The 21,348-nt window shown below is 71.4% G+C and carries 14 protein-coding genes and 1 riboswitch; of the genes, 13 read left to right on the top strand and 1 reads right to left on the bottom strand.

Going from position 1 to position 21,348, the window contains the following annotated elements; genetic code table 11:
• Complete coding sequence (locus MTO99_RS01230; RefSeq protein ID WP_243556271.1) at positions 1–762, top strand: succinate dehydrogenase iron-sulfur subunit; 762 nt, start codon at positions 1–3, stop codon at positions 760–762.
• A 160-nt stretch (positions 763–922) separates the two neighbouring features.
• Here MTO99_RS01230 and MTO99_RS01225 read toward each other — a convergent pair whose 3' ends face one another.
• A complete protein-coding gene (locus tag MTO99_RS01225) occupies positions 923–8,785 on the bottom strand; it encodes a hypothetical protein (RefSeq protein WP_243556270.1) in 7,863 nt (2,620 codons plus the stop codon).
• A gap of 275 nt (positions 8,786–9,060) precedes the next feature.
• On the opposite strand from MTO99_RS01225, the gene MTO99_RS01220 reads away from it, so the two are divergent.
• From MTO99_RS01220 to MTO99_RS01165, 12 genes are all read left to right on the top strand, one after another.
• Positions 9,061–10,383, top strand: a complete 1,323-nt coding sequence (locus tag MTO99_RS01220) for a YihY/virulence factor BrkB family protein (RefSeq protein ID WP_243556269.1) — start codon at positions 9,061–9,063, stop codon at positions 10,381–10,383.
• 10 nt (positions 10,384–10,393) lie between these two features.
• A complete protein-coding gene (locus MTO99_RS01215; RefSeq protein ID WP_243556268.1) occupies positions 10,394–11,230 on the top strand; it encodes an exodeoxyribonuclease III in 837 nt (278 codons plus the stop codon).
• A gap of 15 nt (positions 11,231–11,245) precedes the next feature.
• Positions 11,246–12,256, top strand: a complete 1,011-nt coding sequence (gene trpS, locus MTO99_RS01210) for a tryptophan--tRNA ligase (protein ID WP_243556267.1) — start codon at positions 11,246–11,248, stop codon at positions 12,254–12,256.
• Between the two features lie 8 nt (positions 12,257–12,264).
• Positions 12,265–12,708, top strand: coding sequence for a GNAT family N-acetyltransferase (locus MTO99_RS01205; protein WP_243556266.1), 444 nt, complete (start codon positions 12,265–12,267; stop codon positions 12,706–12,708).
• Positions 12,705–13,433, top strand: coding sequence for an HAD family hydrolase (locus tag MTO99_RS01200; protein WP_243556264.1), 729 nt, complete (start codon positions 12,705–12,707; stop codon positions 13,431–13,433). The genes MTO99_RS01205 and MTO99_RS01200 overlap by 4 nt, the downstream gene beginning before the upstream one ends.
• A 355-nt stretch (positions 13,434–13,788) precedes the next feature.
• Positions 13,789–15,090, top strand: coding sequence for a hypothetical protein (locus tag MTO99_RS01195; RefSeq protein WP_243556262.1), 1,302 nt, complete (start codon positions 13,789–13,791; stop codon positions 15,088–15,090).
• Between the two features lie 142 nt (positions 15,091–15,232).
• A riboswitch (FMN riboswitch) is annotated at positions 15,233–15,375 on the top strand.
• A 76-nt stretch (positions 15,376–15,451) separates the two neighbouring features.
• Positions 15,452–16,522 carry a bifunctional diaminohydroxyphosphoribosylaminopyrimidine deaminase/5-amino-6-(5-phosphoribosylamino)uracil reductase RibD gene (gene ribD / locus MTO99_RS01190; protein WP_243556260.1) on the top strand — a complete coding sequence of 357 codons (1,071 nt, stop codon included), beginning with the start codon at positions 15,452–15,454 and terminating at the stop codon, positions 16,520–16,522.
• 1 nt (position 16,523) lies between these two features.
• Entirely contained in the window at positions 16,524–17,222 is a 699-nt protein-coding gene (locus MTO99_RS01185; RefSeq protein WP_243556258.1) for a riboflavin synthase, read from the top strand.
• A complete protein-coding gene (gene ribA, locus MTO99_RS01180; RefSeq protein ID WP_243556256.1) occupies positions 17,219–18,520 on the top strand; it encodes a GTP cyclohydrolase II in 1,302 nt (433 codons plus the stop codon). The genes MTO99_RS01185 and ribA overlap by 4 nt, the downstream gene beginning before the upstream one ends.
• Positions 18,517–19,011, top strand: a complete 495-nt coding sequence (gene ribH / locus MTO99_RS01175) for a 6,7-dimethyl-8-ribityllumazine synthase (protein ID WP_243556254.1) — start codon at positions 18,517–18,519, stop codon at positions 19,009–19,011. The genes ribA and ribH overlap by 4 nt, the downstream gene beginning before the upstream one ends.
• A gap of 77 nt (positions 19,012–19,088) precedes the next feature.
• Positions 19,089–19,442 (top strand): Fe-S protein, encoded by a 354-nt coding sequence (locus MTO99_RS01170; RefSeq protein ID WP_243556252.1) that lies wholly within the window; start codon positions 19,089–19,091, stop codon positions 19,440–19,442.
• Positions 19,443–19,688: 246 nt separating this feature from the next.
• Complete coding sequence (locus MTO99_RS01165; protein WP_243556250.1) at positions 19,689–21,131, top strand: MFS transporter; 1,443 nt, start codon at positions 19,689–19,691, stop codon at positions 21,129–21,131.
• Positions 21,132–21,348: the final 217 nt, after the last annotated feature.

Raw genomic sequence — 21,348 nt, 5'->3', positions numbered from 1 at the left:
GTGAGCACCGCCACCCTCGAGCAGCCGCCCGCCGCCGAAGCGCCGGTGCAGTCGTTCACCGTCACGTTCCTGATCCGCCGGTTCGACCCCGACGTCGACACCGAGCCGCACTGGCAGGACTTCGACGTGCAGATGTACCCCACCGACCGGGTGCTCGATGCGCTGCACAAGATCAAGTGGGAGCAGGACGGCTCGCTGACGTTCCGCCGCTCCTGCGCGCACGGCATCTGCGGGTCCGACGCGATGCGCATCAACGGCCGCAACCGGCTCGCCTGCAAGACGCTGATCAAGGATCTCGACATCTCGAAGCCGATCTACGTCGAGGCGATCAAGGGCCTGCCCCTCGAGAAGGACCTCGTGGTCGACATGGAGCCGTTCTTCGCGTCCTACCGCGAGGTGCAGCCGTTCCTCCAGGCCTCGACGACGCCCGAGCCCGGCAAGGAGCGCGTGCAGTCGGTCGCCGAGCGCGCCCGCTTCGACGACACCACCAAGTGCATCCTCTGCGCCGCGTGCACGTCGTCGTGCCCCGTCTTCTGGACCGACGGCCAGTACTTCGGCCCCGCCGCGATCGTGAACGCGCACCGCTTCATCTTCGACTCGCGCGACGACGAGGCCAAGGTGCGCCTCGACATCCTGAACGACAAGGAGGGGGTGTGGCGCTGCCGCACGACCTTCAACTGCACCGAGGCGTGCCCCCGCGGCATCGAGGTCACGAAGGCCATCGCCGAGGTGAAGCAGGCCGTGCTGCGCGGCCGCCCGTAGCATCCGTCGGACGCCGAAGGGCCGGTGCGATCCCAGCGATCGCACCGGCCCTTCGCCGTCCGGCAAGTGCCGACGGGCGAGGGGCCGGTCCCCGACCGGCCCCTCGGTGGCGGTCGGGTCGCCGTTCCCCCGAAGGCGAGCCCGCCGCAACCCTCGTCCGTCAGCCGACGGGGCCCTCCCTCCGGCGGCGGATCGCCGCGATCGCGACCACGAGCCCGCCCAGCAGGACCAGCAGCCCGGCGTACCCGAGCACGCCGCCCTGGAAGCCGGTGCGCGCGAGCGGCTTCGGCAGGCTGACCGTCACGGTGTCCTCACCGCAGATCACCTCGGCGCCGATCGTGCCGTCGCCCTGCACCTCGCTCCAGCAGACCTCGCCGGTGTTCGCGATGCTCGACACCGTGGTGCCGGGCCTCACGTGCACCGCGAGGTCGACCACGGGCGCCTCGGGATAGCTCGGCCCCAGGACGCCGTACAGATCGCATCGGAGCGTGCCGCCGTAGCCGGCCGAATCCTCGCCGGTCACGTCGCAGTTCTCCCAGCGCGGGAACGCGGGCGCCCCGGCCGTCGTGATCGCATCCACCCGCAGGTGCGACGGGATCTCATCGATGAGCGTCACGGGCTGCGCCGCGCCGATGCCGGTGGAGGTCACCTGCAGCGAGTACGAGTAGTCCGCGTCGGGCGTCGTGGAGGCCACGCTCGCCGTCTTGTCGATGACGACGGCCGGCGGCCGGTCGAGCGCGCAGGCGGGCAGCGCCTGCGGGTAGACCGCGAGCACCGACTGCGACGGGTTGATCGAGAACGTCACCGACAGCGGTTCCTTCGTGACCGTGTAGGGGTCGGTCGGATCGCCGGTCGGGGTGTACGTCTCGCCGCGCCACGGGAAGGTCGGGCTCGTCTCGTCCAGGATCAGGTCGAGGAACCGGTAGCCGGGCACCACCGAGTCGGGATTCTCGAGATCCGCCTCGGTGATCGGCCGCCAGCCCGGGAACTCGAACGGTACACCGTTCTCGGCGATCGCGGCCCCGGGCCAGACCAGCCGGCCGTTCCGCGCATCCCACGGCACCTGCTCCGTCTTCACGAGCGAGCCGTCCGCCGACGTCCAGGTCACCGTGATCGGCGCAGGATCCACGTTGTCGGTGGTCTGGATGTCGAAGTAGAGCCACGGGACATCCGCGATGCAGCGCACATACGCGGCGGGCTGGATGCGCTTGACCGGCACCTCGTCGTCGGCGCAGTCGGGACCGGGATCACGGTCGCGCGCAGGGTCTTCCCCGGTGACCGCCACGCACGCGGTGTTCGGGATCGGAGCGGTGTCCAGCGGCGGCACCTCGGGCGGCGGCGCGTTCGGGTCGACCGCGGGCGGCGTCTCGATCGGCGCTTCGGGCAGCATGAGCACCGGGATGCGGATGGTGGTCACCGCACCCGACGGATACAGCCCGGTGTACGAGGCCGCGAACGCACTGTCGGTGTCGCCCGACGTCTGCGCCCACACCCCCGGCAGGACCGCGGGGTCGGTCTCGAACGTGGCCGGGCCCGTCACCGCGAGGGTCGGATCGATGAGGTCGGTGACCTCGAGATCCGTCACATCGCGGTCGAGGTTGGTGACCGTGAGCACCCACGTGAACGCGTCGCCGCTCTCGACGGCGGTCTCGCCCTCGTCGAGCTCGTGCGTCTTCTCGATGCCGACGTCGTAGTCGCAGTCGGCCTCGTTGATCACGTCGTAGGTGTTGACCGTGCGGTCGAGCGTCTGCTGGCCCAGCCCGGTGGCCCCGACGTAGAGGCAGGTCGGGTCGATCTCGACCTCGGTCTCGGCGATGCCGACCGTGTCGCCCAGCGCATACGGTCCGTTCTCGACCCCCCAGTCGACCTGGTCCTCGTCGAGCACGGCCTGCGCGTCGAAGCCGGGCACCTCGCCGTTCGGGATGGGCTCACCGCCGTCGATGACCCAGAACTTGTCGAGCACCACGACGACCGGCACGTCGAAGCAGGCCTCCGACCGCCATTCACCGCCCGACACGACGGTCGCGCCGTTCAGCAGGCCCTGCCCGCCCTCGCCCTCGCACAGCAGCGACGGGTCATCGGGCACGTCGGCGACCGTGAACGAGACGGTGACCGTCACCGTGTGGGTCGCACCGGCGGGAAGCTCCTGGTCGGCGACGATCGTGTCGGTCGTCGGCTCGGCTCCATTCCAGTCGGGGTCGACCGCGACGTCGGCGCTCGTGGCCTCGCGATCGGTGATCGTCACCCCGTCGGCGAAGTCCGGCGCGTCGATCAGGTCGTACACGAGCGCCTGCGTGTCGCTGCTGTTCGTGACGGTCAGCTCGTACGTCGCCTCCCAGTGGTAGGCATCGGCACCGTCGTCGACCTTCACGACGTCGCCGACCGTCGTCTTCAGGATCTCGGGCGCGGCGGGCACCCCGCAGCCCTCATCGGTCTGCACCGCGCCGTCGCTGACGAGCCGGATCACGTTCAGGAAGCCGACGTTCGGCGCGCCCTCCCACGCGGCGCAGGTCGTCGTGTCCGGATCCTCGAACGCGGCGGCGTCCACCGCAGCCGTCACCGTGACGGTGTAGGTGTGCACCTCGTCGATGCCGATCGGCGTCGGGGTCGCGACGATGACCGTCGTCGGGTCATCCGTCGGGTTCGCCCAGCTGCCGCTCTCGCCCTCGCCCGACCACGCGGCGCTCAGGATCTCGATCGACGGCCCGAATCGCAGCGTGTCGCTCAGCGTGTAGGTCGAGACGAACTCCTCGTTGCCCGTGACCGTGACCTGGTACTCGACCGTCCAGACGCCGTCGCCGGCCTGCGTCACGGTCGGGTCGTCCTTCACCACGGTGGGAACGCCGCCCTCTTCGATGTCGGTGCAGGTGTCGTCGGTGTCGACGATCTCGCCGCTCGTGAGCGTGGTCCCGTTGAAGAACCCGGTGCCCGGTTCGCCGGGCACGCAGAGCCGCTCATCGGCGGGCAGGCCGGCCGGAACGGTCACGTTCAGCGTGATGCGGTACTGATGCTCGCCGCCCGCCTCGATCTCGGTCGTCGGCACCACCGGGATGGTGTCGGGCACCGGCGACACGTCGTCGGCCAGCACCGTGGGATCGGGATCGATCCGCTCGATCGTGTACGAGTTGACCGTGACCGAGCCCGGGAACGCCGGCTCGTCGTCGAGCGTGTAGATGCCCGGCTTGGCGCCCGCCGACGTGTTCGTGACCGTGAGCAGGTAGCTCACGTCCCAGGTCGCGTCGTCGCGCTGCACGGCCGTGGCGCCCGTCTTCGCCACCTGGGGAGCGCTGGGTTCCGAGCAGGCCGTGTCGACCGAGTCGTCGCCGCCCACGGTCAGGATCGCCGCGTTGTTGAACGCGCCGTCGACGTCGGTCTGCGGGCAGGCGGTCTGGGCGGGGGTCAGCTGCGGCCCTTCGACCACGATGCCCTCGACGAGGATGCCCCAGGTCACGGATGCTCCGCCGGCGAGGTACTCGTCGACGACGAGGTCGCCCGATCCCGCCCACGACGTCGCGTACGGCAGCCCGTCACGGGTGACCGTGAACGTCGCACCCGATGCGTCGTTGCCCGTGCCGAAGTGCAGGTCGTCGGCGAGCGAGTAGAGACCGCCGAGTTCGTCGTCGAGGTTCTCGACCAGGATCTCGTAGGCGATCGTCCAGGTGCCGTCGGACGCCTGGCTCACCGAGTCCGCCACGACGGACTTGTCGTGCACGATGTCCGGCACGTCGATCTCGACGCAGCCCGTGGCATCCTGCTCCTGGTTGCCCGAGTGCAGCGTCGCCACGTTGTTCAGCCCGTTCTCGTCGGGGCAGCCGAAGGCGCCGTCGGCGGAGTCGAGCCGCACGACCACCTCGATCTCGTAGACGTGCGCTGCCGCACCGCCCTCGAGCTCGACCGCCTCGGCCAGCAGGGTGTTCGGCGCGACGCCGGTCCATCCGTCGACGGGGGTCACGCCCGCGGGCGCGGCCGTGACGACGGCATCGCCCACCTGCTCGACGTCGGCCGGCAGGTCGAGTGCGTCCTCCAGGTCGTAGACGACGGCCGTGTCGGGCGACGGGTTCGTCACCGTGATGGTGTACGGCAGGGTGAAGGTGCCGTCGCCGTGGTCGACCGCGGTGCCGCCGAGCTTCTCGATCTCGGGCAGCACGGGTTCGGCGCAGGCGTCGTCGTGGTCGACCACCTCGTCGTCGACCAGCAGGTCGACGGTGTTGAGGAAACCGCCCGCGCCGGGCTGCTCGCCGGGCTGGCACTGCACGTTCTGCGGTGTGAAGGCGCCCGCATCGACGATCGCATCGACGGTCACCGTCCAGACGGCCGGGTTCGGATCGGAGCCGATCGGGGCGACCGTGCCGCCGGCGGTGAAGCCGGTGTCGGGATCGAAGGGCGTGTCGGTCACGCTCCCCGGCGGCTGGTAGGTCGCCTGGCTGATCGTGATCTCGCCGCCGAAGTCGAGCTGGTCGTCGATCTCGTAGTCGACCGACGCGAAGTTGCTCGGGTTCTCCACGACGATCTCGTAGACGATCTCCCACGAGCCGTCGTCCTGCGGGGTGAGCGACACGACGTCCTTGTGCACGGTCGGCGTGAACGGCTTCAGCCGGTTCGTGATGGTGCAGGATGCATCGTCGCCCGCGCCGAGCGCCGGCAGCACGCCGTCCTGCAGCTCGAAGTCGTCGCCGCCGTCGATCGAGCACTCCCACGGGCCCGCGGCCTCCCATTCGTCGGCGTGCTCGAAGTCGGCCGCCGGCTCCTCGGTCAGCACGATCGGTTCGCCGATCGCCACCTCGGTGACCGGCAGATGGCCGGCCGCCGGGCCGAACACCGTCCCGCCCTGGGCGGCGCTCAGCTCCCAGTCGTTCGCGTCGCCGCCGGGCGAGTTCGGGTCGATGAGCTTGCGCAGCTCGATCGTCGGGCTCACGGCGGAGTTCACGATGCGGCAGACCAGCGCGTGACCGGATTCGACCGTGACGTCGTCGCCCTCGATCGCGGCGAACGCGCCGCCGTCCTCGGAGCACTCCCACACCGTGCCGTTCACGTAGCCGTCGGGCGCGTCCGTCTCGGACAGCGTGTAGCCGCCCGGCATGACCGCGGTGGCCGGGAAGCCGCCGGCCCCGCTGACATCGGCCTGGTCGCCCGGCATGGTGTGCGTCTGCACGCCGTTCGTGACGGTCGGGGCGACCCAGTCGCCGGCGGTGAGCGTCCACTGGTCGGCGCCGTCCTGCGTGTCGGGTTCGCCGTCGCCGTCCAGGTCGATCCACTTCTGGAGCTCGATGGTCGGCTTCAGGAAGTTGGTGGCGGTGCAGCGAGCCCAGTTGCCGGCGGGCACGTTCACCCCGCCGTTCAGCCCGTCGAATCGAGTGGTGCTGAAGATCGGGGCGCCCTGGCCGTCGACGCCGGTCGCGAGGACGCAGAACCAGGTTCCCGTCGCCCCGGCCGCCGCGTTCGAGTCCCACTGCAGGACGCCGGGTTCGTCCACGACCTCCGCGAAGGTCGGCGCGAACTCCTGGAAGTAGAGCTCGGCGTTCTCGGTGGTCGGGTCCTCGGCGAGCGCGTACACCGATGCCGGAGTGATCTCATGGGTCACCCCGTTCACCCCCGCAGCGAACTCGAGCGGGTTCTGCGGCTGCGTGGGGCCGGGGTTCGGCAGCGCGTCGAGCGACCACTCGTCGGGTTCGGCCGGGCCGCCCTGCGGGCTCTTCGCGAGCGTGAGGCGCGTCTCGCAGGTCACGGTGTTCGTGAGGGTCACCACGTTGACCGCCGGCTGCGGCTGCGTCAGGGTGAACTCGCCGTTATTGAGCTGCGGGGCGTAGCTCGCCGTGTTCGTGCAGAGCAGGGGCACCTGGACGGTCTCGGAGATCTCCACCGTCGAATCGACCCGGAGGTTCGGCACGACCACGCCGAACGCGTACGTGCCGTCTCCCGCCGGGAGGTCGTCGTTGCCCGCCAACTGCAGCGATGCGCTCGCGGCGATCGGCAGGGTCTGGCCGTCGGCGAACTCCTCGTAGACGCCGTCGCCGTCTGCGTCGATGCGCCAGAGCTTGTCGACGCGCAGGTCGGCCTGCTGCTCGACGGCCTGGTTGCGGATCGTGCAGCGCACGGTCTGCTCGAACAGCGCATCGACGAGCACGCCGTTCTCGATGTTCTCGACGTCGAGCCACTCTCCCGGTGCACTGGCGGTGTCGCAGCGCATGTTGTCGCCGTTGTCGAACGGCAGCAGATCGAAGTCGTTCTGCGGGGTCTCGGTGATGCGCAGCCGATGGCTCGGTGCGACATCGCTGAAGTCGATGCGGAAGCCGACCGACGGATTGGTCGTGCCGTCGGCGGACACGGCGTAGTCCTCGCCGACCTGGTCGAGCTTCACGATCGGTTCGCCCTCGGTGGACTCGGCGGTGATCTGCCAGCCGAATCCGTCGGTGACGGTCTGCCCGTCGGACGAGACGATCTGCTTGGTGACGTTGACGGTGCCGCCGCAGACCTCGCTCGCACGAGCCTGCAGACGCGCCGCGAGCTCGGCGTAGTCATCGACGGTCGACCAATCCGAACCCTCGATCGGGCCGCTCACGGCGATGAGGTTGTCGGGATCGTCGAACGCGCCGATGCCGACGGAGTACATGGCCACCCCCGACGCCTTCAGCGCGTTGGCCGAGGCGAGCGAGTGCTCCATCTCGATGAACCGGGTGTCGATGCCCGCGCCGGTGGCGGGGCTGTCGTACCGCGTGGGGTTGCCGTCGGTGAGCACGACGATGACGTCGAGTGCCTCGCGGTCGGGGAAGTAGCTCCAGAGGCCCCGATCCCAGTTGGTGTACTGCGCGGGCTGGATACCCGTGATGAGCCCGTTCGCCTTGTTCAGCAGCGTGGTGAGCCCGGCGCCGCTCGTCGGGGTGAGCCCGATGCTGCTGTTCGCCGCGTTCACCGTGGCGTTGCTGCCGGCCGCCGGGCTGAGGGTGCCGAACGTGTGGATCGCGACCTGCGACGGGGTTCCGGCGAGCGCGTTGACGAACCCCGCAGCGGCGTTGCGCAGGTCCTGCTGGGCTCCTGCGGCGTCGACGGACGCCGACAGGTCGACGAGCAGCCCGATGTTCAGGCCGCAGATCTGCGGGAGTCCGGGGTTGGCGCGCGAGAGCAGCCAGTCGCCCGTCGACGTGGTGCGACCCGCCCCCGAGGGCGGGACCTCGATCGTCTGGCCCGAGCCCAGGTTGCCCGTGTTCACCACCGAGTAGGGGGTCTGCTGGAACGATCCGTTGTTGAGACCGGTGACGAGGGAGGTGTTGATGCGCCAACCCTCGGGCACGTCCACGATGGCGGCGCGCACTGCGCGCTCGGCTCCGGTGGTGCCGGTGCTGAGCGCCCAGCACTGCCCGTTCGCGTCGGTGAGACAGGTCGCGACCGGAGGGCCGTCCCACGTGCCCGGCTGGTTCTGGTTCCAGAAGCCGACGGTGACGCCCGCGACGCCGACGATCGCGGTGTCCGCCGCGTTGCGGTCGCCCGACACGTTCGCGATCACCTTCGCCTGGTTCACGCCGGGGTCGGGCCCGGTGCCGGTGCCGGTGCCGTCGGGGGTGACGACGAGCGCCGTGGGTCCGATCTCGGGGGCGGAGAGTCCGGGGAGCGGATCCGCGGGGTCGGACGAGACCTGCTCCGCGCCCGGTTCCGAGGCGCCTGGATCATCGACGCCCGGCTCCTCGCCGTCGCGTGTCTCGGGGGGCGTGCCGGCCGGGGGCTCCCCCGCCGGCGGCTCGTCGTTCGGCGCCTCGGCCGGCGGGGTCGAATCGCCCGCGCCCTCGGTCGGCGCCGCGGGTGCGGAGGCTCCGCTGTCCTGCGCGCCGTCATCGGCGGTCGCCACGGCCGCGGTGCCATCGCCCACGGGCTCTTCGGCGAACGCCGTGGTGGGCACTCCGAGCAGCAGCAGCGCCCCGACGGTGAGACTCGCGACGGCGGCGCTGAGCCCTCGGCGGCGGCGGCGTTCCTGTTCGCGTCGTGCGCGCCGGGAGCGAGCGGCTTGCGGAAGGTGCTGCGGGAAGGTCATCGTCGGTTCCCCCGTCGAGTCGGTACATTCGCATAGAAAAGTGAGGAATGCGCACGTCTTCGGTGAGTCAAGCATCCGGCCGCGCCCGCCGACAGGTTCGGAGGGTAACCAATACGGGGGGTAGCACTGTCGCAAATCTCCCACTTGATCAGGGATTCACACAGAGCTGACCCTAGAACGGGGGTCATCCCGCCATACGGTCGCCGCGACCGCGCTTTCCGACCTCGGCTCGCGGGCCGTCGAGCACCGGCGACGGCCGTCGCTAGGGTGAGAACGTGAGCGACGGGCGACGTTCCAACGGCAGACGAGGCGCTCCTGCGCCCGACTCCCCTGCCGGCGGCGTCGACCGGGTGCGGCCCGCCGGCGAGGCATCCGAACCCGTCGACGACCGACCCGACCTGCGCGACCGGATCGAAGACCTGCGCCAGCCCCTGCGCGAACGCTTCGACCCGCAGATCCGCACCGTCACCACCATCACGAAGAAGACCCTGGCCCTGTTCCCCGTGCGCGTGTGGCGGCACTTCCTCGCGCAGAACGGCTTCATCCTCTCGGCCGGCATGAGCTATCAGTCGCTGTTCGCGGTGTTCGCGGGGATCTACGTCGTCTTCGCCGTCGCCGGCATCTGGCTCACCGGCTCCGCCCCGGCGATGACGGCGTTCGTGACGCTCGTGAACACCTACGCGCCCGGTCTCATCGGGGACGAGAACGCGGTCATCAGCCAGTCCGCGCTGGAGCAGATCGCCCAGTCCTCGAGCGGCGTCCTCGGCTGGACGGGTGTGATCGCCCTCGCCGGTTTCATCTGGACGGCGATCGGATTCGTCACCTACGCGCGCATCGGCGTGCGCAGCATGTTCGGCCTGCCGAAGGACTCCCGCTCCTACCTGCTGCTGAAGGCCCGCGACCTGGTCGCCGCCATGGCCTTCGGGCTCGTGCTGCTGCTGGCCTCGGCGATGTCGATCGTCACCGTGAACTTCATCGACTGGACGCTCGACCTGCTCGGATGGGACTTCGCCTCCCGGTGGTCGACCTATTTCCTCCAGGGCGGCGCACTGCTGGTGGTGTTCACGATCGACACGCTCGCGATCGCGGCGCTGTTCCGCTTCCTCTCCGGCGCGGCGATGCCGTGGCGGCGGATGTGGGCCGGCTCGCTGCTCGGCTCCGCGGGGTTGTCGCTGCTGCAGCTGTTCAGCTCGGTGGTGCTCGCGTTCACCACCGCGAACCCGCTGCTGGCGACCTTCGCGGTGTTCATCGGTCTGCTGCTGTGGTTCCGCGTCACGAGCATCGTGATCCTGGTCGCCGCGAGCTGGGTCGCGGTCGAGGCCGCCGACGCGCACGAGTCGCTGCGTCTGGTGACCCCGGCCCAGCTCGCGGCCGAGCGCGCGGCTCGGGAGCGGGCAGCGCTCATCACGGCCGCCGAGGTCAGGGTGCGCGAAGCGCGCGACGAGTTCGAAGCCACCGGATGGCTCGGCCGGATCCCGGCACGACATCGCCTCGAACGCGCCGAAGCGGAACTCGAGCGTGTGCGCGCGTCCGGCACGGACGGGGCCGACGGGGAGGAGGCGCCCGCGGGGAGAAGGGATGTCCGCGGGCTCCCATAGGATCGATCCCATGCCCTCGAAGCCCCTGCGCATCGCGACCGTGAACGTCAACGGCATCCGGGCGGCGTACCGCCGAGGCATGGGCGACTGGCTCGCCGGCCGCGGCGTCGACATCCTCGCGCTGCAGGAGGTGCGCGCCTCCACCGACGACCTCACCGGCCTCCTCGGCGACGACTGGGACATCGTGCACGACCCCGCCACCGCCAAGGGCCGCGCGGGCGTCGCGATCGCGAGCCGGCACCGCGCGAGCCTGCACCGCGTCGAACTCGGCGGCCCCGACTTCGACACCGCGGGGCGCTGGCTCGAGGCCGACTACGAGGTGGGCGACCGAGTCGTCACCGTCGTCAGCGCCTACGTGCACACCGGCGAGGCCGACACCCCGAAGCAGGTCGAGAAGTACCGCTTCCTCGACGCGATGGAGCAGCGGCTGCCCGAGCTCGCCGCGCACTCCGAGCTCGCCGTCGTGCTCGGCGACCTCAACGTGGGCCACCGCACCCTCGACATCAAGAACTGGCGGGGCAACCGCAAGAACGCCGGGTTCCTGCCCGACGAGCGCGCCTACTTCGACCGATTCGTCGGCGCCGAGGGCGACGAGCTCGCCAACCGCGGCGCCGGGCTCGGCTGGGTCGACGTGGGCCGCCGGTTCGCCGGCGAGGTCGACGGCCCGTACACCTGGTGGTCGTGGCGCGGCAAAGCGTTCGACAACGACACCGGCTGGCGCATCGACTACCACCTCGCGACCCGGGCGCTCGCCGACACCGTCGAGACGTACACCGTCGACCGTGCGGCCGCCTACGACGAGCGATGGTCCGATCACGCGCCCGTCGTCGTCGATTACGCCATCTGATCTGCAAGGACTCGTATGAACACCGCCCGCCCCGTCGTCTTCTCCGGCATGCAGCCGTCCAGCGATTCGCTGCACCTCGGCAACTACCTCGGCGCCCTCGTCAACTGGGTGAAGCTGCAAGACGAGGTCGACCCGATCTACTGCGTCGTCGACCTGCACGCGATCACCGTCTCGCAGGACCCGGCCGAGCTGCGCGCCTCGACCCGCCGCACCGCCGCGCAGTACCTCGCCGCCGGCGTCGACCCGCTGCGGTCGACGCTGTTCGTGCAGTCGCACGTGCCCGCGCACGCCGAACTCGCGTGGGTGCTCGGCACCATCACGGGCTTCGGTGAGGCGAGCCGGATGACCCAGTTCAAAGACAAGTCAGCCAAGCAGGGGGCGGATGCCACGACCGTCGGCCTGTTCACCTACCCCGTGCTGATGGCCGCCGACATCCTGCTCTACGGCACCGACCTGGTGCCCGTGGGCGACGACCAGCGTCAGCACCTCGAGCTCACCCGCGACCTCGCCGGCCGCTTCAACTCGCGATTCGGCGAGACGTTCACCGTGCCCGAGGCGTACATCCCGAAGGAGTCGGCGCGCATCTACGACCTGCAGGAGCCGACCGCGAAGATGTCGAAGTCGGCGGCGAGCGACGCGGGCCTCATCCGGCTGCTCGACGAACCGGCGCGCACCGCGAAGAAGATCAAGAGCGCGGTCACCGACACCGAACGGGACATCCGGTACGACCCCGCCGCCAAGCCGGGCATCTCCAACCTGCTCGACATCTACGCGACCATCACCGGCACCCCGATCGCCGACCTCGAAGCGCAGTACGCCGGCCGCGGCTACGGCGACCTGAAGAAGGAGCTCGCCGACGTCGTGGTGGGGGCGCTCGAGCCGATCCGCACCCGCACGTTCGAACTGCTCGACGACCCGGCCGAACTCGACCGCATCCTCGCGGTCGGCGCCGACAAGGCCGCCGAACGAGCCGAGCGCACGCTGGCGACGGTGTACGAACGCGTCGGCTTCCTGCGACGCCGGTGAGTCCCGAGATGCCGCCCGTCTCGCTCCGCACCGCGCGACTCGTGCTCGACCGGCCGTCTCCCGACGATGTCGACGTCATCACCCTCGCCGGTCAGGATCCGCCGTTCGAGCGGTACCCGACCATCCCGTGGCCAAACGCGCGCGACCACGCGGGCCTCGGCTCCTGGGCCGCCGCGCCGCACCGCGGTCAGGGTTTCATGGCCGAAGCGGTGCGGGCGGGCGTTGACCGGGCGTTCGACCTCGCATGGCCGACGGTGACGTGGCAGGCCCTGGTCGGCGACCACGCCGCTGCGGCAACCGCGCGCAACGTCGGCCTCGCCTTCGCGGGAATCGGGCCCGGGGTGCTTCCCCGACGCGACGGCTCGACGTCGATCCGCCGTCATCGTGCGGTGACTCCCGAGACCGACCCGGCCGCGGCCCGTTCGTCGTGGCCGGCCGAGACGTGCGCATGACCCTGCCGGCCGCGGTGCTGTTCGATCTCGACGACACGCTGTTCGCCCACCGGGGCGCGGTCGCCCGAGGCATCCTGACCCATCTCGACGCGGTCGGCATCGTCACCCCCGACGCCGATGCCGCCATCGCCGACTGGCATCGCCTCGAAGAGCTCCATTACCACCGCTACCTCGCCGGCGAGCTCGCCTACGAGGGCCAGCGGCGGGCGCGGGCCCGCGAATTCGCCGCGTCGCACGGGGTCGAGCTGACCGACGACGAAGCCGGCGAGTGGTTCACCGCGTACTTCGAGCACTATCGCGCGGCGTGGACGCTGCACGACGATGCACTCGCCTGCCTCGACGCCCTGCGCGCGAAGCGCGGCGACATCCGGTTCGGGCTCATCACCAACGGCGACCTCGAGTTCCAACAGCGCAAGGTCGCCCAGGTCGGGCTCGACCGGCTGGTCGACCTGCTCGTCGCGAGCGGCGAGGTGGGCATCGTGAAGCCCGACGCGCGTATCTTCCACCACGCGTGCGAGCTGCTCGGCATCGAACCCGCTGATGCGGCGTACGTCGGAGACCGGCTGCGCACCGACGCCATCGGAGCCGCTGAGGCCGGGCTCACCGGCGTCTGGCTGAACCGGGTCGGCGCGGTCGTCGAGCCCGCCGACGCAGCGCGCGCGGCCGACCTCGGCGTGCTCGAGATCACCGGCCTCGCCGAGCTGCCGGCCGCGCTCGCCCGCTGAACGCCGGCCCGCTCGACCACACCTGCCGACGCAGCGCCGAGCGCGATGCCCCCCTTCGCGCTGCGCCACGTACGCACGCGGTGCGCCAGCTCGGCCGGCACGGGCGGCGCACAACGCGATCCCCCTTCGCGCTGCGCCACGTACGCACGCGGTGCGCCAGCCCGGCTGGCGCGGACGGCGCCGAAGTGGCGCAAGGGCAGGGGCGAGACGGGGTCACCGCCCTCCTCGTCGAGGGGCATCGCACGCGGCCTCGGGGCGGCTCCGACAGTGTGACGGGATCGTGATCCCACGGGTCTCGTCGCTCGGATAACGTGCATCGACAGGCTGCCCGAACAGCCCACCTCGAGAGGACCCGATGGACCCCGCCACCGAGGTCGAGCGCTCGCTCGACGCCGAGCCCGCCGACACCTCGCCCGCCGACACCCCGCCCGCCGGCACCCCCGCGGCCCAGCCGGGCAGCGCCACCCCTGCAGGCGACGCGGCCGCATCCGGCACCCCGGTCGCCGAGCCGCGTCACGCACCCCGCGCTCGCCGGGGCGCGCTCACGGCGCTCGTCGTGGCGGCCGCCGTCATCGGTCTCGGGCTCGCCGGGTTCGTGCAGCACGTGGTCGCGACGGAGCTGCACGCCCGGTTCTGGCAGGGCTGGTCGGTCGCCGCCGGGCGGCTCGACGAGTCGTCTGCGGCCTTCGCCCGTCAGGTCGATCGCGGCGGATCCGACCTGCTTCGGGCCGAGTCGCTCCAGGCCGTCTTCACGCCGGCGCTCATCCCCGATGCCGACGCGGCGGCGTTCGGCGACGACGTCGACCGGTTGCGCGACGCCCTCGCGTCCGATCCCGCGGGGCCCGTGGCATCCGACACCGGGCTGATCGGAACCGACCGCTTCGCCTTCCCCTGGGAGCGGTACGCCGAGATCGCCCGACTGTTCGAGCTCGTGCCCGACCGGCACGCCGCGGCCGACCGCGCCGACGAGGCCGCGAGCGAACTCGGAGACGTCCGCACGGCCGTGCACGAGGCATCCGACGGCATCTTCGACACCGCGTTCGAGCAGGCCGAAGCGCAGCTCGCGGCGTACCCGGCGGCCACGAACCGCGCCCGGCTCGACCTGCAGTACCGGCTCGACGGCGACTTCCTCACCAGTGCGCCCGATGGCACCGCCCCGGTGCTGACCGAATTGGCGCAGATGGTCGAGGCGCTGCGGGTGTCGCACGAGGCGGAGCAGGCGCGCCGCGCCGATCCGTCGTACGGCGTCCGCGGTGAGATCGAGGCGTTCGCCGCGTCGCTGTCGAACGGGGTCGCGCTCGACTTCGCGTGGGCGTACGAGGTCGCGGGCAAGCCGAGCGACGGATGGTTCGCCGGCACCGCCGATTTCGCGATGGACGGCGACGAGTGGTCGTTGATCACGCTCTCGTTCTCGATCGCGGACGCGTGGCGCGACCCGGACGCCGAGGCGGTCGTGGTGCACGAGGTCGGTCACACCCAGGTGACCCGCGACGCGTGCCGGGCGATCTTCGACGGCCCCGAGTTCGCAGGCACCGATCATGAGATGTGGGCGACCGCGTGGGCGATCGGCATGGGGTACGACCGGCCCGGCGCCGGGATCCAGGCCTACGGCCGCCCCACCGACGCGCAGATCGCCGCCGCGAGCGCCTGCCGCTGACCCCTCGCCTCGTTCGGGAGCGCAGGGGGAGGCGCCCGCGGCACCGTCGCGCGTACGGAATCGCCCGGCAGAAGCCCCGGCGTCGGCGAGATGACGCGGAATAACGAGGACGTCCGGGCGTTGACCTAGAATCGACACGAGCAACGTGCTCCGGGGTCGGTGCAAGTCCGAACCGGCGGTGAGAGTCCGCGAGCGTCGCACGTCCGGCCGTCCGGCCGGGGGTGCGGGGTTGAACCGGTGGAATTCCGGTACCGACGGTGAAAGTCCGGATGGGAGGCGCACGTGTCGGCGACCGCATGCGCGGCCGTCGGTTCCGGCTTCACGCCGGGCGCCCCCGGAGCCGGAAACGGAAAACGACGGGATGACCGCCCACGAGGCCACGGCGATCGAGATCGCGGCGATGCGCCGCGCGCTCGAGCTCGCCGAGCGCGGCCCCGCGGCGGGTGTCAACCCGCGGGTCGGATGCGTCATCCTCTCGCCGGCGGGCGACGTGCTCGCCGAGGGGTGGCACCGCGGCGCCGGCACGGCGCACGCCGAGGTCGACGCGCTCTCGCATCTGCGGTCGGGGCAGGCGCGCGGCGCGACCGCCGTCGTCACCCTCGAGCCCTGCAATCACACGGGCCGCACCGGCCCCTGCGCGGTGGCCCTGCTCGACGCGGGCATCGGCCGCGTCGTCTACGCGGTCGGCGACCCGGGCGACCACTCCGCCGGCGGTGCCGAGCACCTGCGCGACGCCGGCGTCGAAGTGGTCGGCGGGGTGCTCGGGGCCGAGGCCGAGGCGTTCCTCGACGACTGGCTGTTCGCCGCCCGCCACCGCCGCCCGCACGTGACCGTGAAGTGGGCGTCCAGCCTCGACGGGCGGGCTGCGGCCGCCGACGGCAGTTCGCAGTGGATCACCGGTGAGGTCGCGCGCGCCGACGTGCATCGTCGCCGCGCCCTGGCCGACGCGATCGCGGTCGGCACCGGCACCGTGCTGGCCGACGACCCCGCCCTCACCGCTCGCGACGCCGCCGGGCGCCTCCTCGACGCCCAGCCCGTGCCGGTCGTGTTCGGCACCCGTCCCGTGCCCGCCGACGCGGCCGTGCTGCGGCACCCGCGCGACGCGGTGCTCCTCTCGGGCCACGACCTGGTCGCCGACCTGCACCTGCTCGCGGAGCGGGGCATCCGGTCGCTCTTCGTCGAAGGCGGCCCGACGCTCGCGAGCGCGTTCCTCGCCGCCGGGCTCGCGGACGAACTGCTCGTCTACCTCGCGCCCGCCCTGCTCGGCGGGCCGCGACTCGCGGTCGCCGATCTCGGCATCGCGACCATCGCCGACGCCCGGCGCTACGACTTCACCGACGTCACCCGGCTCGGCGACGACCTGCTCGTCGTCGCCCGGCCGAACCCGAGCCGCGCTCCGCGCCCCTCGGCCAGCCCCACGGAAGGGACCTGACATGTTCACCGGCATCATCGAAGAGCGAGGCTCGGTCACGCGCGTCGAGCGCACCGCCGACGCGGCCCGCCTCACCGTGCGCGGCCCGCTCGCGGTCGAGGGGGTGAAGCACGGCGACTCGATCTCGGTGTCGGGCGTGTGCCTCACGGTCGTCGACTTCGACGACGCATCCTTCACCGCCGATGTGATGGCGCAGACGCTCGCGATGTCGACCCTCGACGACGCGCGCGCGGGGCTCGCCGTGAATCTCGAGCGCGCGGCGAAGGTGGGCGACCGCATCGGCGGGCACATCGTGCAGGGCCACATCGACGGCACCGCCGAGGTGCTCGAGATCCGCCCGGGCGAGGCGTGGCGGGTCATCCGGTTCTCGCTCGATCCCGCGCACGCGCCGCTCGTGGTCGACAAGGGCTCGATCGCGGTCGACGGCGCCTCGCTCACCGTGAGCGCCGTCGGCGACGACTGGTTCGAGGTCTCGCTCATTCCCGAGACGCTCGCGGCGACCACGCTGGGCGAGCGGGCGGTCGGCGATCGGGTGAACATCGAGACCGACATCCTGGCCAGGCAGGTCGAGCGGATGCTGCGCTTCGACGCGCACCGGTCGCTGCCGTCGTCCCCAGCTGCCCCGGGTGCGCCGGCCGCCCCGGCCGCCCCGGGCGCGCCGGCACCCGAACCGTCCGTCGTCGAAGGGAGCCCCGCATGAGCCTCGCCGCCATCCCCGAGGTGCTCGACGCGCTGCGCGCCGGCAAGCCCGTGATCGTCGCCGACGACGAAGCCCGCGAGAACGAGGGCGACGCGATCATGGCCGCCGAGTTCGCCACCCAGGAGTGGATCGCCTGGATGGTGCGGCACACCAGCGGATTCCTCTGCGCGCCGATGCCCGCGGCGTTCGCCGACCGGCTCGAGCTGCCGCCCATGGTCGAGCGCAACGAGGACGCCCGCGGCACCGCGTACACGATCTCGGTCGATGCGGCGAACCGCAACTCCACCGGCATCTCGGCGGGCGAGCGCGCGCACACGCTGCGCGTGCTCGCCGACCCCGAGTCGACGCCCGACGCGCTCATCCGGCCCGGGCACGTGCTGCCGCTGCGCGCCGTCGACGGCGGCGTGCGCGAGCGCGCCGGGCACACCGAGGCCGCCGTCGACCTGATGCGGCTCGCCGGCCTGTCGCCGGTGGGCGTGATCGGCGAGCTCGTCGCCGACGACGGCGAGATGATGCGGCTCCCGCAGCTCATCGAGCTCGGCGACCGCGAGGGCCTGCCGGTGACGACGATCGCCGCGCTCATCGAGTACCTGCAGACGTGGCACGCGGGCCGCGACCTCGACGCGCCGGTGCCGCAGGTCGTCGCCGAGACGTCGCGGGTGCTGTTCGAGGTCGAGACGACGCTGCCGACGGTGCACGGCGAGTTCCGGGTGCGCGCCTACCGTGATCGGTCGACCGGTGCCGACCATGTGGCGATCATCGCGGGCGACCCCGCCGCCGACCCGGCCGGTGCGGTGGTGCGCGTGCACTCCGAGTGCCTGACGGGTGAGGCGTTCGGGTCGCTGAAGTGCGAGTGCGGCCCGCAGCTGGACGCCGCGCTCGAGGCGATCCGCGCCGACGGCGGGGTCGTCGTCTACCTGCGCGGCCACGAGGGCCGGGGCATCGGACTCATCAACAAGCTGCGCGCGTACCGCCTGCAGGAGGACGGCCTCGACACCCTCGATGCGAACGTCGCGCTCGGTCTGCCGATCGACGCCCGCGACTACACGGCGGCCAGCGCCATCCTCGACGACCTCGGCATCGAGCGGGTGCGGCTGCTCACGAACAATCCCGAGAAGGTGCGTCAGCTCGAGCAGCGCGGCATCCGCGTGGCCGAGCGGCTGCCGCTCGTCGTCGGCGTCGGCGCGGGCAACCAGGGCTACCTCGACACCAAGCGGCGTCGGATGGGCCATTCGATCGATGACGGTCAGCTGGCGGATGCCGCGGCCGAATCCCTGTTGGAAGGACACGCTTCATGAGCGGAAAAGGTGCACCCCGGTTCCTGAGCCCGTCGGAGGACGACGTCGACGGCACCGGCCTCGAGGTCGTGATCGTCGCCGGAAGCTGGCACGACGAGATCACCGACGGCCTCATCGCGGGGGCGACCCGCACCCTCGAGGCATCCGGCGCCTCGTTCTCGCTCGTGCGCGTGCCGGGCAGCTTCGAGCTGCCGGTCGTCGCGAAGGCGGCGCTCGAGGCGGGCGCGGACGCGGTGGTCGCGCTGGGGGTCATCATCCGCGGCGGCACGCCGCACTTCGAGTACGTGTCGTCGGCGGCGACCGACGGGCTCACCCGCGTCGCGCTCGACACCGGCAAGCCGGTCGGGTTCGGGGTGCTCACCCTCGACGACGAGCAGCAGGGCCTCGACCGCGCCGGTCTGCCCGGCTCGAAGGAGGACAAGGGGCGCGAGGCCGCCGAGGCGGCGATCGTCACCGCGCTGACGCTGCGGGCGCTGTCGCGGGGCGAGTAGCGACCGCCGGCGCTCTCGACCGGCGGATGGCGATCGAGGATTGGCATCTCGACACGGCGTAGAAATAGGCTGGCGGCATGGAGACCCTCCGCCACATCGTCGTGTTCATCCACCTCATCGGCTTCGCCGTGCTGTTCGGCGCCTGGGCGGTCGAGGCGGTGAGCCGTCGGTTCAAAGTGACCCGCCTGATGGACTGGGGCCTGCTCATCGCGGGCGTCGCCGGCCTCGCACTCGCCGCGCCGTGGGGCATCTCGTACGACCTCAACTACGTGAAGATCGGTGTGAAGCTGGTCGTGCTGATCGTGATCGGCGCGCTGCTGGGCATCGGTTCGGCGCGCCAGCGTCGCACCGACTCGGTTCCGCCGGTCATCTTCTGGTCGATCGGCGTGCTGACGCTCCTGAACGCGGGGCTCGGCGTCATCTGGCGATAGCCGACGACGATGCAGACGGATGCCTCGCGGCCGACGCCGGCCGCGAGGCATCCGCCGTTCGTCGCACCGGAGCGACCGCTCGTCGCACGAGGCCGCCGATGCCCCCCCATCCGAGCGATTGACGCGGAACCCTCACGTAGGCTATTGCGGTTGCCACAAGCGACCCGTTCCATCGCCGTACGCGGTTCGACGCCAGACCGACGCCTCCGTGCCGGCTCCGACTCTTCCCCGGAGCATCCGTCACCCATGTCAGCAACGCAGACTGCCCCTGCCGCAGCCGCCCCCTCCCCCTCGACCGTGAAGAACTCGCGCGGCCGGGTCATCCTCGCGAGCCTCATCGGCACGACGATCGAGTTCTACGACTTCTACGCCTACGCCACGGCCGCGGTGCTGGTCTTCCCGACCCTCTTCTTCCCGACCGGCGACGCCACCACGGCGCTGCTCGCGTCGTTCGCCGTCTTCGGTGCGGCCATGGTCGCCCGTCCGATCGGCGCGGTCGTGTTCGGGCACTTCGGCGACAAGCACGGCCGCAAGGCGACGCTCGTCGCCTCGCTGCTGACGATGGGCATCGCGACGTTCATCATCGGCCTGCTGCCGACGTACGGCCAGATCGGCTGGTTCGCCGCGCTCGCGCTGCTCGTGCTGCGTCTCGCGCAGGGCTTCGCGCTCGGCGGCGAGTGGTCGGGCGCCGCGCTCGTGGCCACCGAGAACGCCCCCGAGGGCAAGCGCGCCTGGTACGGCACGTTCCCGCAGATGGGCGCGCCGGTCGGCTTCATCATCGCCAACGGCTTGTTCCTGCTGATCAACTTCCTGGCGCCGTCGAGCGAGTGGTTCCTCGAGTGGGGCTGGCGCGTGCCGTTCCTGTTCTCGGCGGTCATGGTCATCATCGGCCTCTGGGTGCGTCTGAAGCTCGTCGAGTCGAGCGCGTTCGAGAAGGTCACCACCAAGGGCGCGGTGCGCAAGGTGCCGCTCGGCACGGTGTTCCGGTACCACTGGAAGGAGCTCATCCTGGGCACCTTCTTCATGCTGGCGACCTACGTGCTCTTCTACCTGATGACCAGCTACACCCTGGCGTGGGGCACGAAGCCCGCCGACGTCGAGACCGCTCAGGCCAAGGCCGACGCCGCGGGCGCCGCGTTCGATCCGGCCGCGTTCTACCCGGGCGGCGGCTTCGCCTACCCCGACTTCGTGACGATGCAGATCATCGGCGTGGTGTTCTTCGGCGTGTTCACGTTGCTGTCGGGCCCGATCGCCGACGCCGTCGGCCGCCGGCGCCTGCTGATCTGGGTCACCGCGGCGATCATCGTGTTCGGCTTCACGTTCAACGTGTTCCTGCTGCCCGCCGCCGACCCCCGCTTCGCGGGCGCGCTGGCGCAGGCGTTCCTCATCTTCGGGTTCACGCTCATGGGCGCGACGTTCGGCCCGATGGGGGCGCTGCTGCCCGAACTCTTCCCGACGAACGTGCGCTACACCGGCTCGGCCGTGGCGTACAACGTGTCGTCGATCCTCGGCGCGGCCGTGGCGCCGTTCATCGCCCTCGCCCTGTGGGCGTTGGTGGGCGAGCCGTGGCTGGTCGGCGTCTACCTGTCGGCGATGGGTGTGCTCACCCTGATCTCGCTCCTGCTCGGCAAGGAGACGAAGGACGTCGACTACGAGGACGCGGGCTTCACGTCGTCGGCCGTGCTGTAGGCGCGTACGCGCATCGCAGATCGGATGCCCCGGGCTTTCGCCCGGGGCATCCGCCGTGTGCGGACGATCCACGGTGGGCGCATGCCGTGCGGGACATCCCGGCGTCGCGCGGCCGGCGGAGCGGGAAAGGTTCACGCGGGCGTAACAGGACGGGCCTTCTGGGCGGATGTCACACGACGTAACATGGCCCGCAGCAGGGCCACCGGGCCATCCACCG

This window comes from Agromyces larvae (assembly GCF_022811705.1).
Classification (GTDB): Bacteria; Actinomycetota; Actinomycetes; order Actinomycetales; family Microbacteriaceae; genus Agromyces; species Agromyces larvae.
The sequence above is the reverse complement of the archived record's forward strand: the minus strand, read 5'-3'. Positions and strand labels throughout refer to the sequence as shown.

Bases quoted from the DNA above. Each gene is read 5' to 3' on its own strand.
- ribH (WP_243556254.1), top strand. From the start codon at position 18,517: ATGAGCGGAAAAGGTGCACCCCGGTTCCTGAGCCCGTCGGAGGACGAC.
- MTO99_RS01195 (WP_243556262.1), top strand. From the start codon at position 13,789: ATGGACCCCGCCACCGAGGTCGAGCGCTCGCTCGACGCCGAGCCCGCC.
- trpS (WP_243556267.1), top strand. From the start codon at position 11,246: ATGAACACCGCCCGCCCCGTCGTCTTCTCCGGCATGCAGCCGTCCAGC.
- MTO99_RS01185 (WP_243556258.1), top strand. From the start codon at position 16,524: ATGTTCACCGGCATCATCGAAGAGCGAGGCTCGGTCACGCGCGTCGAG.
- ribA (WP_243556256.1), top strand. From the start codon at position 17,219: ATGAGCCTCGCCGCCATCCCCGAGGTGCTCGACGCGCTGCGCGCCGGC.
- MTO99_RS01205 (WP_243556266.1), top strand. From the start codon at position 12,265: ATGCCGCCCGTCTCGCTCCGCACCGCGCGACTCGTGCTCGACCGGCCG.
- MTO99_RS01225 (WP_243556270.1), bottom strand. From the start codon at position 8,785: ATGACCTTCCCGCAGCACCTTCCGCAAGCCGCTCGCTCCCGGCGCGCA.
- MTO99_RS01215 (WP_243556268.1), top strand. From the start codon at position 10,394: ATGCCCTCGAAGCCCCTGCGCATCGCGACCGTGAACGTCAACGGCATC.
- MTO99_RS01165 (WP_243556250.1), top strand. From the start codon at position 19,689: ATGTCAGCAACGCAGACTGCCCCTGCCGCAGCCGCCCCCTCCCCCTCG.
- MTO99_RS01200 (WP_243556264.1), top strand. From the start codon at position 12,705: ATGACCCTGCCGGCCGCGGTGCTGTTCGATCTCGACGACACGCTGTTC.
- ribD (WP_243556260.1), top strand. From the start codon at position 15,452: ATGACCGCCCACGAGGCCACGGCGATCGAGATCGCGGCGATGCGCCGC.
- MTO99_RS01170 (WP_243556252.1), top strand. From the start codon at position 19,089: ATGGAGACCCTCCGCCACATCGTCGTGTTCATCCACCTCATCGGCTTC.